Annotated in this window: 15 protein-coding genes; 3 read left to right on the top strand and 12 right to left on the bottom strand. The window is 71.1% G+C overall.

All coding sequences use genetic code 11. The annotated features are described in order from the left end of the window. Positions 1-34 precede the first annotated feature (34 nt). The 9 genes from MAA8898_RS12305 to MAA8898_RS12265 all read right to left on the bottom strand — a co-directional run bounded on the left by MAA8898_RS12305 (position 35) and on the right by MAA8898_RS12265 (position 6,801). Entirely contained in the window at positions 35-682 is a 648-nt protein-coding gene (locus MAA8898_RS12305; protein ID WP_094021324.1) for a response regulator, read from the bottom strand. After that, the gene (locus MAA8898_RS12300; RefSeq protein ID WP_176445144.1) at positions 679-2,121 is read right to left on the bottom strand and encodes a sensor histidine kinase; all 1,443 of its coding nucleotides are present in this window, start codon (positions 2,119-2,121) and stop codon (positions 679-681) included. The genes MAA8898_RS12305 and MAA8898_RS12300 overlap by 4 nt, the downstream gene beginning before the upstream one ends. A 136-nt stretch (positions 2,122-2,257) precedes the next feature. After that, entirely contained in the window at positions 2,258-3,043 is a 786-nt protein-coding gene (locus MAA8898_RS12295; protein WP_094021322.1) for a hypothetical protein, read from the bottom strand. A gap of 88 nt (positions 3,044-3,131) precedes the next feature. Further along, complete coding sequence (locus tag MAA8898_RS12290; protein ID WP_094021321.1) at positions 3,132-3,806, bottom strand: hypothetical protein; 675 nt, start codon at positions 3,804-3,806, stop codon at positions 3,132-3,134. Beyond that, positions 3,803-4,276, bottom strand: coding sequence for a hypothetical protein (locus MAA8898_RS12285; protein WP_094021320.1), 474 nt, complete (start codon positions 4,274-4,276; stop codon positions 3,803-3,805). Before MAA8898_RS12285 ends, MAA8898_RS12290 begins: the two co-directional genes overlap by 4 nt. Next, positions 4,273-4,950 carry a MotA/TolQ/ExbB proton channel family protein gene (locus MAA8898_RS12280; protein ID WP_094021319.1) on the bottom strand — a complete coding sequence of 226 codons (678 nt, stop codon included), beginning with the start codon at positions 4,948-4,950 and terminating at the stop codon, positions 4,273-4,275. The genes MAA8898_RS12285 and MAA8898_RS12280 overlap by 4 nt, the downstream gene beginning before the upstream one ends. A 1-nt stretch (position 4,951) precedes the next feature. Beyond that, the gene (locus MAA8898_RS12275; protein WP_094021318.1) at positions 4,952-5,305 is read right to left on the bottom strand and encodes a hypothetical protein; all 354 of its coding nucleotides are present in this window, start codon (positions 5,303-5,305) and stop codon (positions 4,952-4,954) included. Between the two features lie 2 nt (positions 5,306-5,307). Then, the gene (locus MAA8898_RS12270; protein ID WP_094021317.1) at positions 5,308-5,925 is read right to left on the bottom strand and encodes a hypothetical protein; all 618 of its coding nucleotides are present in this window, start codon (positions 5,923-5,925) and stop codon (positions 5,308-5,310) included. A 51-nt stretch (positions 5,926-5,976) separates the two neighbouring features. Next, a complete protein-coding gene (locus MAA8898_RS12265; RefSeq protein ID WP_141194841.1) occupies positions 5,977-6,801 on the bottom strand; it encodes a hypothetical protein in 825 nt (274 codons plus the stop codon). Positions 6,802-7,227: 426 nt separating this feature from the next. Between MAA8898_RS12265 and MAA8898_RS12260 the strand changes: the two genes are divergently transcribed. Genes MAA8898_RS12260 through MAA8898_RS12250 form a run of 3 tightly spaced genes read left to right on the top strand, consistent with a single transcriptional unit; the run spans position 7,228 to position 9,652 of the window. Continuing rightward, the gene (locus tag MAA8898_RS12260; protein WP_141194840.1) at positions 7,228-8,202 is read left to right on the top strand and encodes a hypothetical protein; all 975 of its coding nucleotides are present in this window, start codon (positions 7,228-7,230) and stop codon (positions 8,200-8,202) included. Further along, positions 8,199-9,164 carry a hypothetical protein gene (locus MAA8898_RS27080; RefSeq protein ID WP_094021314.1) on the top strand — a complete coding sequence of 322 codons (966 nt, stop codon included), beginning with the start codon at positions 8,199-8,201 and terminating at the stop codon, positions 9,162-9,164. Before MAA8898_RS12260 ends, MAA8898_RS27080 begins: the two co-directional genes overlap by 4 nt. Continuing rightward, positions 9,161-9,652, top strand: coding sequence for a hypothetical protein (locus MAA8898_RS12250; RefSeq protein WP_094021313.1), 492 nt, complete (start codon positions 9,161-9,163; stop codon positions 9,650-9,652). The genes MAA8898_RS27080 and MAA8898_RS12250 overlap by 4 nt, the downstream gene beginning before the upstream one ends. Here MAA8898_RS12250 and MAA8898_RS12245 read toward each other — a convergent pair. Genes MAA8898_RS12245 through MAA8898_RS12235 form a run of 3 tightly spaced genes read right to left on the bottom strand, consistent with a single transcriptional unit; the run spans position 9,649 to position 15,436 of the window. Continuing rightward, positions 9,649-10,800 (bottom strand): hypothetical protein, encoded by a 1,152-nt coding sequence (locus tag MAA8898_RS12245; RefSeq protein WP_094021312.1) that lies wholly within the window; start codon positions 10,798-10,800, stop codon positions 9,649-9,651. The two genes, MAA8898_RS12250 and MAA8898_RS12245, sit on opposite strands and share 4 nt — an antisense overlap. Continuing rightward, positions 10,797-13,247, bottom strand: coding sequence for a vWA domain-containing protein (locus MAA8898_RS12240; RefSeq protein WP_094021311.1), 2,451 nt, complete (start codon positions 13,245-13,247; stop codon positions 10,797-10,799). Before MAA8898_RS12240 ends, MAA8898_RS12245 begins: the two co-directional genes overlap by 4 nt. Continuing rightward, positions 13,244-15,436: a hypothetical protein gene (locus tag MAA8898_RS12235; RefSeq protein ID WP_094021310.1), complete on the bottom strand. Its 2,193-nt coding sequence runs from the start codon at positions 15,434-15,436 to the stop codon at positions 13,244-13,246. The genes MAA8898_RS12240 and MAA8898_RS12235 overlap by 4 nt, the downstream gene beginning before the upstream one ends. Positions 15,437-15,458: the final 22 nt, after the last annotated feature.

The following is a 15,458-nucleotide window of genomic DNA, read 5'->3' as shown; positions in this document are numbered from 1 at the left end:
GCGGGTTTTCCGACCAAGGTCGGAAAACCGGCGGTTACATGCCTTCCTCGCGCGCCAGCAGCGCCGCCTCGACCCGGTTCCGCACCTGAAGCTTTTGCAGGATGTTGGTCATGTAGTGCTTGACCGTCGCCTCCTGCAGCGACAGGTCCTCGCCGATCTCGCGGTTGGAACAGCCGCGCGCGACCAGCCGCAGGATCTGTTCCTCGCGCCGCGTCAGGTCGGACACCGGGTCATAGGTGCGGGCGTTGCGCGCCATGCCCGCGCCCATCGCCGACAGCACGCGCCCGGCCAGTTCGGGCGAGATGTAGCTGCCGCCGGCATGCACGCCGCGCACCGCCGCGATCAGCGCCTCGGCCGAGACGCCCTTGAGCACGTAGCCCGAGGCGCCCGCCTCGAGCGCGCGCATGACGGTGTCATCCTGTTCCGAGACGGTCAGCATGATGACCCGCACGGCGGGAAACTCCGTGCCGATGCGGGTGGCGGCGGTGATGCCGTTGCCCGGCATCGAGATGTCCAGCAGGGCGACATCGGGCATGTGCTCTGAGGTGGCGGCCACGGCGTCGTCGGCGCTGCCGCATTGTGCGACGATCTCGATGTCGCCCGCCTCTTCCAGTGTGCGGGCCACGCCGTTGCGGAACAGCGGGTGATCGTCGGCCAGCAGGGTGCGGATGCGCCGGGTCATGCCGTGTCGCCCCGCAGGTGCAGGCGCATGGTCAGCGTGGTTCCGGTGCCCGGGCGGCTGAGCAGAGCGAAGGAGCCGCCGACGCTTTGCACCCGTTCGCGCAGACCTTCGAGACCGATGCGCCCGGTGCCCTCGGCGCGGTCCGGGTCAAAGCCGGGGCCGTCGTCGCTGACGGTGACGACAAGGTCCGCGCCCTCGGTCGTCCAAACCACGCACTGGCCGCGTCCCTCAGCGTGGCGCCAGGCGTTCATCAGCCCTTCCTGCACGAAACGGTAGATGCAGATCAGGTGCGGCAGGCCGGGGCGCTGGCCATCCTCGGCCATGCCGTCCAGGACCACCTCGGTCTGGGTGCGTTCGGCGTGGGCCTCGGCGGCGCGGCGGATCGCCTCGGCGGCGCTCAGCCCTTCCAGTTCCGGCAGCACCAGCCCGCGCGCGAGGCCACGGATGTCTGACAGCGCCTCTTCCAGTGCGCGGTGGATCATGTCGAGTTCCTCGTCGCCCGAGCCGCGTTTCCACGCGCCGATCCGCAGGTTGGCCAGCGCCAGCACCTGCGCCGGGCCATCGTGCAGTTCCGCCCCGACCCGCCGCAACAGCGCCTCGTTCAGCGCCGCCGCCCGTTCGGAGGAGGACTGCACCCGCTGGCGCAACTGCGCGTTCTGGTTGGAGATGCGGGTGATCTCGGCGATGCGGTGGCGCAATTCGCCGTGCTGGCGGGCGATGGTCTGGCTGCCGGCGCGGACGATCCCGTAAAGCGCAAGGAAGGTCGCCCCGGCGACGCTGGCCACCACCGCCCAGGAGGTCAGCCGCGCGACTTTCAGGTCCTGCTGCAGCTCGGTCGCGTTCTGGTAGAACTCGGCCACGGCGATCACCTCGCCGGTGCCGATCGAATGGATCGGGTTGTAGACCTCCAGCAGCGGCACCCCCAGGGCGCGTTCGGAGGCGGATTCGGCATGCTCCAGCTCGTCGAAGCCGGCGATCAGCTGCCCGGCCCAGGCGGCCCTGAGGTCATCGGTGGGGGCGAAGGTCTGGCCGATCAGGGCGGGGTCGCTGGCATAGGCGATCAGGCCGCCACGCTTCCAGATCTTGATCGACAGGATGCGGCCCTTGACGCCCTCGCGCTCCAGCATCTCGGCCAGCCGGGCCTGTGCCTCGGCGGAGAGCAGGTTCTGACCGGCGAGGTCCTGCGACAGCGGGGCGATGAAGCTTTCCATGTAGACCGCGGCCGAGATGGCCGAGTTGCGCACCACGGCGGATTTGATCCTCTCGCCGACAAAGGCACCGATCAGCGCCATGCCCAGCAGGCTGACCAGGCCCCCGACCAGCGCGAAACGGATCGTCAGCGGTTGCCGGCGGTAGGCCGTGACGGCGCGCCGCAGGGTGTCGCGCAGCGCGGGTGAGGGGGGATCGGACAGCCCCGCGGGCTGTGTGCCGGTGCGCATGGTCGTTTTCCGCATGGTGTCGGGGCCGTGACGGCGGCTGCACCGTCGGCGTTTGTCACAGCCTACACGGCGGGCGCGGCGGTTTCATCCGACTTTGGTCGGGCGGGTCGGCCATATGGTCTGATCCGGGTCGCGCTCAGTCGGGGCGTTTGACCAGGTGCGCGCGTTCGCGGGTGTTGGCCCGCTTGACCAGCCAGTTGCGGCCCAGTTCGCGGCAGACGCGGACAAACTCGCCCTCGATCACGAAGACGCTCTTGAAGTCGCGCTGGAGCGGCAGCGCGAGGAACCAGTCGCCCAGCTCCGGGCAGGTCGACGCGTCGGGCATGGCTGCCTTGTCCGCATCGGTGAGGTCCTCGATCACCAGGCTGTGCACGGCGGTGCCGTTCAGCGAGACGGCGACAAAGGGCTCTCCCGCGGGCGGGGCGGCGGGCGGCGGGTCGGTCTGCGCCGCGGGCGGCTCTGGGGCGTCGGGTGGATCGGCGGTGTCCGAGAACCCCAGCGCGGCGGCGATCGGGTCGAAGTCGGCATCCGGCGCGGCCGGGTCCGGCGCGGGCGAATCCGGCGCCGCATCGGCGGCGGGCAGGGGCGTCTCCGGGCTTTCGGGGGCGGGCAGGCCGGCCAGCTTTTCGGCGTCGGGCGCGTCGGGTGCGGGCGCGGGGCGGACGCCGTCCAGCAGGGTCAGCCGGGCGTTGACCCTGTCCAGCAGGTCGCCGCCATCGGGTGGCGGCGGCAGGGCGGCGGCACCGTTGCGCGTGAGGGTGAGTTCCAGTTCGGCCAGGGTGATCAGCAGGTCGGCCAGGGCGGATTCGGTCGGGCTGATGCCCTCGGGCGCGCCGGAATGGGCGTCGGCCAGCGCGGCCTGGGCCGACAGCATCAGCGCCAGGGCGGGCCCCAGGCCGGTCCGTGCGGCGCGAAATCTCATGGCGGTCTCCCGAAATGGCCTGAGACCAAATGTAAGGTCTTTGGCGCATGATTTCAAAACAGAGTTTGGCGGAATGGTGAAAGCGCGCTCAGTAGGACCGCAGCACGCCGCGAAAGCCAAAGCTGGCGCTGGTGCGGCGTTCCGCGAATTTCTGGTTGCCGGTCAGGAACAGCACGGTGACGGGGCGGCCGGCCGCCTCGGCGGCGGCGCTGAGCGCGGGCAGGTCCGTCACGCCGGAGCCAAAGACGGCGATCCGCGCCGGTTGCGCCCCGCGCGCCCAGGCCGCCACGGCGTCACCGTCGGCCGGGTCGACGATGGCGGCGATCACCCCGCCGGGGGCCGGGATGGGACCGGGCGGCAGCAGTACCTCGAAGGTGTCGAAGGCGCCGGGTTCGGTCGGGCTGGGGATCAGCGTCAGGTCGATGCCGGTCGCCGGGTCGGTGGCGGCCATCGGGTCGCGCGCGATGTTTTCGGCCAAAAGGCGCGCGGCGGCGTCGTAGTCCAGCCGCATCAGCGCGCCCTGCCGCAGGATCCAGGTCTCCAGCCGCGGGAAGGGGGCGGCGAGGCTTTCGGGCTGCACCGGGGCGGTCTGCGGGTCCTCGCTGCGGTAGGCAAAGCGCGTGGTGCCGATGGCCGAGGCGGCGGCGGTGGTCACCAGGATGACGAGGATCATGGCGAACAGCGACACCACGGCGTCCAGCTGGTAGCTGTCGTCGGCCTCCGCGTCCCGTCTGGATTTGCGCCCCAGGCGCAGCGGGCTCATGGCCTTGGCTCCGTGTCGGCGGGCGGCGGGGACAGCACCAGTGTCACCGTCAGGATCGCCCGCGCCGCCGTGGTGTCGCGGGCGGCGGTGTCGTCGGTGAGGTCGTTCATCTGGTCGGCGGCGCGCTGAAAGCGGGTGGCGCAGCGGTATTCCCGCGCGTCGGCCTCCAGCCGGATGTTCAGCAGCAGGCGGTCCGGACGGGGGTGCAGGGCGGCCCAATCGGCGGCGGCCTCGGGTTCCTGCGCCTCGGCCGGGGGCGGGTCGGTCCAGGGCGGCGGGGTGATCGTCACCAGCCCTCCGGCGCAGCGCATCACCAGGTCGGCCTGCGGCTGGGTGCCCTGCGTCTCCTGCTGGTTACTGGCGAGGATGATGAGGATCAGCAGGATCGCCGTGCCGCCGACAAAGGCATCGACCATGGCCAGCACCGGCACGCGCTCCTGCGGGCGGCTGCGGCGCAGGCGGGCGGTCATCGCAAGCTGGCGAGGCGCGACAGCCTGTCCCAGCCGAGGTCGATGGTCTTGGTCCCCGCAAGGCAGATCAGCGCGCCGACCAGGCCGATCAGCGTGGTGTCAAAGGCGACGTGCAGCTCGGACAGCACGGGTTGCAGGGCGTCGGGGTTGCCGATGGCGGCGGGCAGCGACTCGATCGCGCCTGACAGGCCGACGACGGTGCCGAGAAACCCCAGCATCGGAAAGGCGGTCAGCCCCATGCGCAGCGGATCGGCCAGGGTGTCGCCCTCGGTGGCGAGGGTCAGCGCGTCCATGCGGCGGCGTTCGGGGTGACCGGGGTGCAGGCGGCGGCCCGCCAGCAGCCGGACTAGCTGCGCCGGCAGGGTCGGCAGGCCGGCGCGGGCGCGCGGGGCGCGGGCCAGCTGCGCGTCGATGGCCAGCGACAGGCTTTGGACCAGCGCAAAGAGGGCGACGGCGACGCAGCCCGCGGCAAAGACCAGCCGCACCGGATCACCGGTGATGCGGGTCAGCAGCGGGCTGCCGGTGTCGCCCGTTGGTGCCTCCAGCAGCGCCTGCGGGTCGGCCAGGCCCAGGTCGCGCAGCACCGCCAGCGTCACCGCCACCAGCGCGGCGCAGATCAGCGCGCTGCGCCAGGGCCGGGCCGGGGGCGGGCTGTCCTCGACCGGACCTGTCATGTCACTGCGCCCTGTCCAGGTCGGCGATCAGCGCGCGCACCTGCGCCAGTTGGTCGGCAAAGCTGTCGCGGCGCGCCTTCAGGCTGTCGATCTGGGCCAGGACCTCTTCGGAGGCGCCGAAGCCGGCGGCGTCCTCCTGCGTGGCGATCTCGGCGTCCAGTTCGGCGACGATGAGCGCCAGTTGGGCCTGCATCGTGACCGCCTTGTCGCGCAGGTCGGCGCGGGCGGTGGCGGTCTCATCCGGGGTCTGGGCCGCGCCATGGCTATCGGCCCGCGCCGGAGCCGCAGCGGCGCAGGTCAGGACGCTGGCACCCGCGAGGGGCACCAGCGCGGCAAGGGCAAGCCGCCCGAGCACCTTCAGTTCTCGACCAGGTTCGGGTCGCGCTGCCGCAACGCCGCCTCGACCGCGCCGACGCGGTCCGCGCCCTGCTGGATGATGCCGGTGGCCTCGTCGAACAGCTTTTGAATCTGGTCGTAGCGGCGCAGCTTGATCAGGAAGACGATGCGCTCGCGCTCGGCCTCGACGGCGCGGATGCGGCGCTCCAGCGCCTCGAATTCGCCGATCAGGGTACCGCGCTGTTCCGCGAAGATCTGCGCATCCTCGAGGAAGGCCTCTTCGAAATCGAGGAAACCGGCGATCTTGGCGGCCTGGGCGTCGGACTTGGCGGCCTCTTCGAGCGCCTGCAGGCGGGCGACGTAAGAGCCGTCCGGGTCGCCCACGGCGGCATGGGCGCGCAGGGTCTCGATCATGGCGTCAAAGGCCTTGTCGGCCTCGGCCAGCTCGATCGTGGCCAGGTCGATGTCCGCCGACAGCGCGTCGATCCGGCTCAGCGTGTCCTGCCGCGAGGCGGCGATGTCCTCGATCACCTTGGCCAGCGAGATCTCCTCGGTGTCCTGCGCCAGGACGGGGCCGGACAGGGCCAGCCCTGCGGCAAGCGCGGCAGCGCCAAGCGCGGCTTTAAAGGTTCGGATCATGAGACATCTCCCGATGAGGGTTGGAGTAAAATCAAGGGCTTGCGCGCCAGGTCACTGGCAGGCGGAAACGGGGACAAGGGCCAGGCTGAGAATGGCGCCAAGATCGCGTTCGAGGTTGTCGACCACGTCGCTGATCTGGCGGTTCTGTTCCTCTGCCCCGTCGAGCGAGTTCTGAAGCTCGCTCTGGAACAGGCTGATGACGGCCTCGCAGTTGGGGAAATCGCTGCTGGCGCAGAAGGTGTCGGCGCGGTCGTCGAGCCACTGGGCATAGGCGCGGCGGCAGGACGACACCTCGCCCAGGTTGTCGCTGAGCTCGGTGGCGCGGCCGCTGAGCGAGGAGGCGCCGATGTCGATCTCGATCAGCCGGTCCTCGTCGATGGCGCAGGCGAGTTCGCGCAGCCGGTCGGCGGTCAGCGGTGCGGCACCGACGCCCAGCGTGCCCAGCGCCTCGTAATCGCGCTGCACGACGCTGGTCTCGCCGCTGAGGCAGCCGAACATCGCCTCGAGCGCGATGGTGGAGGCGGCGCAGTCCGGCCGGTCGGAGAAGAAGTCGTTGAACAGGCGCAGCCGTTCGGGATTGCGTTCGATGACGCGGCCCGGTTCGCGCGGGATGCTGCGTTTCTCGTCGATGCAGGCCTGGAGCGTGACGATGCCCTCGTCGCTGGCCACCGGGCAGCTGGCCTCGTCCGCGTCGGGCAGGGCGGCCATGGCCACGTCGCAGGCGTCGGTATGGTCGAGCAGGAAACCGGTGGACGTGCAGGCCACCTGGCAATAGTTTGGGCAGCGGTCCAGCGTGTCATCCTGCTGGCAGGTGGCCACGGCGCGCGCAACGGGATCGTCGCTGTCCTGGGCGGCGGCGGGCAGGGCGGTCAGCATCGACAGGAGCGCAAGTGCGCCAAGGGACCGAAAGACACCGCCGAAACGCGCCGCCCGGGGCGCATGCTCCGCAGAGGTCCAAAGTGATTTTGCGCACATGACTTCCATCCTTGTCAAATTGACCAAGCCGTTTGAAAATGACCTCTAAGGTAGAAATAGCAAATGCCCTTTTCATTTGAAACTGACAAAATCCGGTGGCGGGGACGGGGGCCGGCAGGGGCCGCGCGCCTTCTGGCGGCCTGCGCGCTGGCCGGCCTGCTGGCGGCGGGTCCGGGTCTGTCGCAGGAGGCGGGTGACAGTCTGCCGGACGCCGCGCCGCCTGTCGTGACGCCGGCGGAGGCGGGACCGGACGCCGTGCCTGTCGCTGCGGGGGATCCTGTGGTCACGCCCGATGGCGATCCCGCCGCTGTGGCGGGGGACGGACCCGTGCTCGCGCCTGAGGGGGATCCCGTCGAGGCCGCCGAAGCGCCATCGCCAACCGCGCCGCCGCCTGCCGAGGCCGATGCCGTGCCTTTGCCGCCGATCTGCGCCGAGGCCGGCGTGTCGGCCGAGGAGTGCCTGGCCGTGCTCGCGGGGTTTTCCTTTGACACCTATTGCCGGCTGAACGATGTGCCGGCGGCGCGCTGCCTGGCCTTTGTCCGCGACTACCGGATGCCGGTGACCTGCGCTTCGGCCAATCTGACCCTGACCGGCTGCATCGACTTTCTCGACCGGCAGACGCGGCTTTACCGCGAGCAGGTCAAGGGGCTGATTGCCCAGTGCGATGCCGGGGACGCCGGGCTGTGCACCGCGGCCGAGGAACGCGCCGCCGGGCTTGGGACCGACCTCGCGGCGCTGCGGGCCGAGAACGGCACGCTGAAGGCGCAGGTCGAGGCGGCGCAGGCGGCGCTGGACGCGCGCGAGGTGCAGCCCGCCGACGTGTGCCGCGCGGCGGCGCAGCGGCTGAACGCCCGCGCGGCCGAGGTGCTGGGCGAGGCCGCGCCCAGCCTCGACCTGAACGCCTGCACCGGCAACCCGATCGCCGAGGTCACGCGTTTCCTTGCCCTGCTGTCCGCGCCCGACCGGGTCAAGACCGACGAGGTGCTGCGCGATGCCGAAACACCCGCTCCGCCGCCGCCGGCCACGGAGGAAACCGCCTGCGCCGCGCTGCCCACGGATGGCGACCTGGCGTTCTTCCTGATCGAGCAGGATGCGCTGTTCGGAGGCTTGGGGCCGGTGCGGCAGAACGTGCTGGTCAACAGCCTGCTGAAGGGTGAACCGGCGGTCGAGGCGGTCGAAAAGGCCTGGCCCAAGCCGCTGGACGATGCCGAGCGCGCTCGCGCCGACGAAAGCGCGCGCCTGCTGTGCGCGACCTACCCGGCGACCTGTCCCGCCGACAGCGGGGTCGAGGTCTGCCGGTGAGACGCCGCCGCGCGGTGCTGCCGGCGGTCCTGGCGCTGCTGGCGGCGGGCGTCGGCGCGCAGGCGCAGCAATGCCCGGCCTTTCGGGTGATCCCCTGCGTGCCCCTGCCGGTCCAGCCGCCCGAGGAGCCGGGCTGCGGCGCGCTGTGTCAGCCGCTGCGCGAGCAGCTGGAGCGCGGTTGCCAGAGCGGCCCGGACCAGCCCTATGCCGACACCGTCTTTCTGCGCCGTCCGGGGATCGCGGTGGGCGATGACGGTGTGCGCCGGGGGCTGGCGCTGGCCGCGCTGGCCGAGACCCTCGACGGTGTCCAGCCGATGGCCGCGCCGCTGATGTCGTCCGAGGACCCCGTCGTGCGCTATGCCGCCGCGTTGCAGGTGGCGCTGGCGGCGGTGCGGGCGGGGCAGATCGCTGACCCCCGCTTTGCCGACGCTTTGGCGGTGATGGCGGCGGCCGAAACGCCGGACCTCGTGCGCAGCGACCTGCCGTTCCTGCGCGCCTTGCAGGCCGAGGCCGAGGGGCGGGGGGCCGAGGCGCGGGTGCTGGCGCAGGAGGCCGCGCAGATCGAGCCGCGGTTTTTCAATGCCCTGGCGCTGGAACTGCGGCTGGCGCTGGCGCAGGGCGACCATTTGCGCGGTGCGGCGGGCGCCTTTGCCCGGCCCGAAGCCTGCCGCGCGGAGTTCCGGCAGTTGCTGGCGGCGCTGGCGCGGATCGCCGACCTGGAGCCTTGCCCCCGGGTGGCGGCGCACCTGGAGCTGTACCTGTCACGCCAGCTGCGCGTGCCGGAGACCGCGCCGGGCCTGCAATCGGCGCAGGTCTACCTGGGTGTGCTGTCGCGCCGGGGCGACCTGGCGCGCGCCGCGCTGGACGGTTTCATGCAGCCGCCGCGCCCGGTCTGCGCGCCGGAAGTCGCGGCGGAACTGGAAGGGCTGCTGGGCCTGCTGGACGAGGGGGCGCAGCCATGAGGTGGGTCCGCCCCTGGGCCTTGCGGGCAGGGTGGCTGGCGCTGGCTCTGCTGGGGCTCGTGGCGCTGCGGCAGGGGATTGCGCCTTTGCCGTTCCGGGCGGGCGGCTGGCTTGGCAGCCTCGCGGCGCTGGTCGTGCTGCTGGCAGTCGCCGCGCCGGGACAGGCGGCGCGGGCCGTGCCGGCGGCGGCGCTGGCGGTGCTGCTGGGCGGGCTGGTGTTCACCATGGGGCCGCAGGTCGATGCGTTTGGCCCGGCACAGATGTTCATGGCGGGCTGCCTGGCGGCGGCGGTGCTGTCGGCGCTGCTATGCCTGGGCGGCGGGTCCATTGGAGAGCGCGCCGTCGCCGGGTTGATCGCCGCCGTGCTGCACCTGGGTCTTCTGCACCTGCTGACCCCGCCGGGCCTGACGCCGCCGCTGGCGCTGTGGCCTCTGGCGGTACCCGTCCTGGGCGCGGTCTGGGGGCTGGCGGCAGGGGCGGCGCGCTAGCGGCGCAGGTCTGCGGCCCAGGTCTGCCCGGTGTCGCGCGCCCAGGCGACGTCCTGTTCCAGTCGCCGGAAGGCGATGGACAGCACCCGCCCCGGTGCCGCCATCTGTCCCGCCGCCACCGCAAGCCCTGCCGCCGCCTGCACCTCGCGCTGCCATTCCAGCCGCTGGTTGAAGACGTTGGCCGGGCGGGCGGGGCAATCGGTGCAGTCGAACAGCGTGTCGGCGATGGCCAACCGCAGCAGGTCGGTGCACTGGCGTTCGGTGATCGCCGGGTGCCCTTCGAGGCAGAGCGTGTATTCGGTCAGCCGCTCGCGAAAGCGGCACAGCCCGGCGACCAGCGCGCGGTCGCTGTCCAGCACATCCGCGCCGTCCAGCGGGCAGTCGCTGCCGGGGGCCGAGACGAACCAGGCGGGCGTGCCCTCCTGCGCCAGCGGGGCCAGCCCGGCCAGCAGGCGATTGGCCCCGTCGTAGGCGGCGCGCAGGTCGGCGCGGACCTCGGTATCATAGGCATGGCCGGGGGCGGTGACGTCGCATGTGTAGGTGCGGGGGTCGAGGCAGCTGGAGGCATAGCCCGGCAGCGTCAGCGACAGGCCGGACAGGGCGTCCACGAACTCCGGCAGGGTTCGGTCCAACCGCTGCGCCAGGGCCAGCCGTTCCTGCGTCACCTCGGCCAGGCGCCAGCCGATCCAGCCGCCGGCCAGCAGCAGGAGCAGCAGGACCAGCCGCCGCAGGGGGCGTCGACGGCGGGGGGCAGAGGCCGCGTCAGGCGGTTCGGGCGGCGGCGTGACAGGGGCGGGTTCGGCCGGCCGATCCGGGCTTTCGCGCCCGGCCAGGACCCCGGCCAGCGCGGTTTCAAAGCCTTCGGCCTGCGGCCAGGTCTGTTCGGACACCGACAGGCAGCCGCGCAGGTAGGCCAGCGCCGCGCCCAATGTCGCGGGGGCGTCGCCGCGCGCCTGCAAGGCCGTCAGCAGCGGGCTGTCCTGCGACATCCGTGCCGAAAAAGCGGCCAGATTAAAGGGCGCATCCGGATCGGGCCGCCTCTCGGCGATGTACCAGCCCAGCAGGTCCGCCCGCGCCTGCGCATAGCGGGTCCGGCTGCGGAAATGGTAGTAGGGGCCCGCGTTCTGCACCGGTGTCAGGGGACTCATCGCACCGCGATCTCGTCATAGGGGCGGGGCAGGTAGCTCAGCGGCAGGTAGACCGTCTGCACGTTGCCGATGCCGATGCGCGGCCAGGTGAACTTGCGCGCGCGCAGGTCGTCGTAGTCCTGTTCGGCCTCGTCCCAGGCCAGGTCACCGGGTGCGCCGTCCGGCCCGGTCTCATACGGGCGGTCCACCCTGTAGTTGGAGTCGATCAGTTGCAGCAGCTTGCGGGTGCGGCAGGTTTCGCGCCGGTAGCTTTCGACCTTGTCGCGGGTGGCCGAGGAAAAGCTGTTGAGGTCCTGCCCGAGGTCGAGGATGCCCTCGCCCAGGATGGTGCGGTTGACCAGCGGGATGTCGTCGCGGTTGTCGAAATAGGCAAAGTAGAGCGCGTTGTCGCGCGACAGCACATCGCCGGTCAGGATCTCGATCACCTCGCGCAGCGCGCCGGACAGGTCGGCCTCGGCGCCGCTGTCGTGCATCGACTTGCACAGGATGTCGAACTGGTCGGCCAGCAGCTTGACCTCGCGCGGGCTGATCGCGGCGAAGAACTCCCAGTCCTCGGAATCGCCCTGCGGCGGCACCTCGACATAGCCCTTGGCGGCCAGCGTCCGCGCCTCGGCCGAGCCCTGGACGTCGTCGAGGTCGATGCCGTAGATCTTGCGCGCGGCGGCGACCAGCTGGGCGTAGCCGGGGGGATAGCGGTTGGATTCGGCGATGGTGCTTTCCTCGCCGCTCAGCAGGATGCTGGCGATCTGGGTGCTGATGACGTCCTGCAATTCGGTCGCGCCGCGCAGCGACTGGCGGATGCGCAGGCGGGCCTCGTCCCCGGTCTGCGCGCCGTTCGCGTCATAGGTCACCTGCGTGTCGATCCCCATGGGCACGCCGTCGACGCGGCTGCGGTCCAGCAGGCGCTGGGTCTGCGCGGCAAAGGCGCCGTTGACCTGCGTGATGAAGTCGCCGCGCACGGCGATGGGGACATACAGGACGTTCTGCGCCTGCATCAGCGCCACCAGCGACTCCGGCGCCTCGGCCCGGTCGCCGTGGTCGGCCAGGTGGACGACGATGCGCACGCCCTCATCGCGCCAGTCGGCGGCGCGGATTGCCTGTTCGACGGCGGCAAAGGCGGCCTCGGGGCGGTCGCCCAGCGCGTCGGCGATAAACAGCGGCTGCGACAGCAGCGGTTCGAACTCGTCACCGGAATAGATCTCGGTCAGGTCGACGGCGGTCCGGATCTGCATCGGGTCGCCCGGCGCGGTGGCGCGGCGGTCGAGGAAATCGCCGTACAGGACCGCGCCGAAACGGTTGGTGGTCGACGCGCGTTCCAGCGCGATCTCGGCGACCTCCTCGGCGACGATGGGGAAATAGGCCTCCATCGAGGCGGTGGCGTCGATCACGAAGAGGATGTCGACCGCATCGAGCAGGCCGATCTTGTCCACCACGCGTTCGCCTCCGGGGGTGGAACACAGCTGCCCCTCGCCGCAGCGCGCGCCGATGAAGGCGATTTCCAGGTGCGGTTTCTGCGTCGTTCCGGCGATGGCGGCGGGCGCGCGGTTGTCGACCAGCACCGGGTACTTGTCGAAATCCTCGGGTGCCGACAGCATGGCGGCCAGGTTGGGCGGCACCTCGGCCAGCGGTTCGGCGGCGGTGGTGCCGGGGGCCTCGGTCAGGATCGGCGCGTTTGAACCGCCGTTGAAGAAGGTGGTCAGGCGCGAGAACCAGACCGTGCCGGACTGCTCCAGCACCCAGCCTTCGACGGTCTTCTGGTCCGGGCCGATCAGCACGAAAAGATCCTCGCCGTCCGGGCCGGCGGCCACGTCCCAGACCTTGAACACCGAAAAGATCGACAGGTCCCCGGCCAGGGCCTGCGCCCGGTCGGGTTCCGCGTAGCGGGTGACGGCGGTGCGTTCGGCGGGGTTCAGGGCGTCGGCGTTCCAGGTCAGGAACTTGGTCTCGATCGGGTTGCGCTGAAAGTCGCCGTCCTCCTGGCGCAGCTCCTCGCAGAGCGCCTCATAGCTGCCCAGCGCCTCCTTCTTGCGGCAGTAGTCCGACACTTGCAGCGGTTTCAGCGTCGGGCAGGCCAGCCCGCGCGAAAACGGCGAGGCGGCATCGTCCTGCCCGCCGCCGCCCAGCAGCGCCGTGGCGGGCACCCAGCCGCAGTAGTTCTGGCCCTCTTCGGCCAGGATCAACACCAGCTCGTCGTTGCGGGCGTAGCATTTCACCGGGGTGAAGGGCGGAATGACCGACTGCGTCATCGGCTGCGCCGCCAGCGGGCCGGACTTGATCTGCTGGGCGCGCACGGTGACGCTGTTGCCGCTGCGTTCAAACCCCGAGATGACCTCGTAGAGGTCCGACACACAGGTGCCGTCGCGGCTGACGAAACTGGCGGCGTTCTGCGCGGCAGCGGTGTCGGCCAGTCCCGCAAGGGCGAGGGCAAGGCAGGCAAGGCGGATCATTCGAGGCCTCCAAAGATGTAGGTCGCGACGGTTTCGAGGTTGTCCAGCAGCGCCAGCGCGTCGGCGGTGTCGGGCGTGATGACCCAGTGGACAAGCCCGCTGCCGTCGTCCGGGCAGCGCGCGGCCAGGCGCGCGGCGGCCGTGGCAAAGGTTTCCGGTCCCGGTGGGTCGATCAGGCCCTTTTGCGCGGCGGGCGACAGGTCGAATGTGGCGTCGCGGCTGAGAAAGTCGATCAGAAGCGACCCGGCCAGTGCGTCCTCGGGGATGTCGGGGATGGTGGCGCAGTAATCGGTGTCGCGCGGCAGGCCGGAGCGGCCGAGGATGACAAAGCGGGGCAGGGCGGCGGTGGAATTGGCGAGGTTGCGCACCTCGTTTTCCAGGTTGAAGGGGCCGACCTCGCCGGGTTTGAGGCTGGCCGCCATGCGCGCCAGCGTCTCCCGCTCGAACGGCACCTTGTCGAGAAAGCCCTTGTCCAGCCCGCCTGCCGCTTCGGCGATGAACATGTCATCGACCCGGCGGGAAAAGAGGTCATGCGCGGCCCGCGCCATGATGCCCAGCGCCGCCTGCAGGTCGCGTCCGCCGCGCCGGGTGTTCCAGCCGGGAAACAGCTCGGGGTTGAGCGGCGCGCCGTTGGAATCGGTCAGCCCGGTGGCGTTGAACAGCAGGACAAAGACCGGCCGCGCGGTGCTGCGCAGCGTCACGTTGTGAAAGATGACCTTGCCGTCCCGGGTCAGCAGCACCGGCAGGGCGGTCTGCACGTCGACCTCGGCCAGTTCGAAGGACTGTTTCGGAAAGCGGTTGGCCCAGGTGAGCGTGCAGCTGGACGGTTTCGGCTGGGACCCTTCGAACAGCGCGAAATCGGCCGCCGGGTAGACCCGCAGGCTGAGGCTGTCGACGGGTTCCGCCAGCACCGGCGCCTCTGGCAGGGCCTGGGTGTAGAAGCGCAGGAACTTCTCATCCCCCGACTCGGTCCGGTCGGTGTTGTCGAGGTCCAGCACGGTGTCGAGGATCAGCGGGTCGTGGTCCGGGTGGCTGACTTCGACCTCGATCCGGCAATGGTCGAGCACGGGGCTGCCGGAGGGCTGCGCCAGCACCACGTCGACGCCGCGCAGCAGGACGGGCGCGGGCGGTTCGGGCTGGCGCAGGATGATGCGGTAGGCGTGATCGGTGCTGTCGATGGCCAGCGGCCGCAGATCTTCGGCCAGCAGGCCAAGGTCGAACAGCGCCGAGAGGTCGCGCGCCGCCGAGGGCCCGAGAAAGCCGGTCAGGGTCTCCTGCAACAGGCGGCGGGCGGCATCGTCGATCCCCTGTGCCGCGACCCATCCGGCAAGGTCGATGTCCTCGGTCGCGGTGATGGCGCCATCGTGGGTCAGGACGACGACCGACAGGCGGTCACCGGCGAAGTCGGGCGCGGCGGGGGGCGGTGTCGGACCATCGGGCGGCTCGGGTGCGGGGCGCGCGACAACCGGGCCGCTGCCAGCCAGCAGGCGGGCCTTCAGCTCATCGAGGTAGGCGTCGCAGGGCTGGTCGCAGACCACAGCCGCCAGCTGCCGTCCCGCGCCCTGCCGCAGGTCGAGCGCGAACCACTGGTGATCGCCCGCACGATCCAGGCTGCCGGTCAGCGTCGCCTCCTGGTCCTGCGAGACGTAGGCGGAGAGGGCGAAGTTCCTGAACGCATCTTCGGCACTGGTCAGGCGGGGTGTCGCGCCGCGCAGGGCCGGGTCGATCAGGAATGACCCTGTCTTGACCCGCAGGTTCGTCTGGGCGCTGGTCGATCCCGCTATCGTCTTTTTCGCCAGGTCGCCCTGCTGGAACACATAGATCGAGACCGGCACGGGCAGGCCGGTGTTGGAGCGGATGGGCACCTTTTTCAGGGTCGTCTTGAGCGTCCCTGTGACCTCGATGCAGGCGTCGTGAACGAAGGCGCCGTCGGTGAAAAAGTCGAGAGGGTCAGGCGAGCCCTGCATGGCCGTTCCGAACAGCGCGCCGTAGGCATCTGCGCCGGCGGGCGGCACTGGGTCCAGCACCGGGGTCGCATCGCGCAGAAAGGCCATGGCCTGCGGTTCGGCGGCCATGCGCGCCTGCGCCAGCCCGATCAGGGCGGCGTCGCAGACCGGCGGCACCTGCGCCAGCGCGGGCGCGGCGCCCAGGACCAGGCCGATCAGCGCCGGGAAGGTCACATGTCTCATGGCCGGTCTCCTTTCGTCTGGC

The sequence above is a fragment of the Antarctobacter aquimaris genome, assembly GCF_900184945.1.
GTDB lineage: Bacteria > Pseudomonadota > Alphaproteobacteria > Rhodobacterales > Rhodobacteraceae > Maliponia > Maliponia aquimaris.
Note: the sequence above shows the minus strand (reverse complement) of the source record. Positions and strands in the feature narration are given on the sequence as shown.

What these genes read in the sequence shown, in the direction of transcription:
- MAA8898_RS12245 (WP_094021312.1), bottom strand. Translation starts at nt 10,800, where the DNA reads ATGAGTCCCCTGACACCGGTGCAGAACGCGGGCCCCTACTACCATTTC.
- MAA8898_RS12235 (WP_094021310.1), bottom strand. Translation starts at nt 15,436, where the DNA reads ATGAGACATGTGACCTTCCCGGCGCTGATCGGCCTGGTCCTGGGCGCC.
- MAA8898_RS12265 (WP_141194841.1), bottom strand. Translation starts at nt 6,801, where the DNA reads ATGCTGACCGCCCTGCCCGCCGCCGCCCAGGACAGCGACGATCCCGTT.
- MAA8898_RS12270 (WP_094021317.1), bottom strand. Translation starts at nt 5,925, where the DNA reads ATGATCCGAACCTTTAAAGCCGCGCTTGGCGCTGCCGCGCTTGCCGCA.
- MAA8898_RS12250 (WP_094021313.1), top strand. Translation starts at nt 9,161, where the DNA reads ATGAGGTGGGTCCGCCCCTGGGCCTTGCGGGCAGGGTGGCTGGCGCTG.
- MAA8898_RS12280 (WP_094021319.1), bottom strand. Translation starts at nt 4,950, where the DNA reads ATGACAGGTCCGGTCGAGGACAGCCCGCCCCCGGCCCGGCCCTGGCGC.
- MAA8898_RS12305 (WP_094021324.1), bottom strand. Translation starts at nt 682, where the DNA reads ATGACCCGGCGCATCCGCACCCTGCTGGCCGACGATCACCCGCTGTTC.
- MAA8898_RS12240 (WP_094021311.1), bottom strand. Translation starts at nt 13,247, where the DNA reads ATGATCCGCCTTGCCTGCCTTGCCCTCGCCCTTGCGGGACTGGCCGAC.
- MAA8898_RS12285 (WP_094021320.1), bottom strand. Translation starts at nt 4,276, where the DNA reads ATGACCGCCCGCCTGCGCCGCAGCCGCCCGCAGGAGCGCGTGCCGGTG.
- MAA8898_RS12290 (WP_094021321.1), bottom strand. Translation starts at nt 3,806, where the DNA reads ATGAGCCCGCTGCGCCTGGGGCGCAAATCCAGACGGGACGCGGAGGCC.
- MAA8898_RS12295 (WP_094021322.1), bottom strand. Translation starts at nt 3,043, where the DNA reads ATGAGATTTCGCGCCGCACGGACCGGCCTGGGGCCCGCCCTGGCGCTG.
- MAA8898_RS12300 (WP_176445144.1), bottom strand. Translation starts at nt 2,121, where the DNA reads ATGCGCACCGGCACACAGCCCGCGGGGCTGTCCGATCCCCCCTCACCC.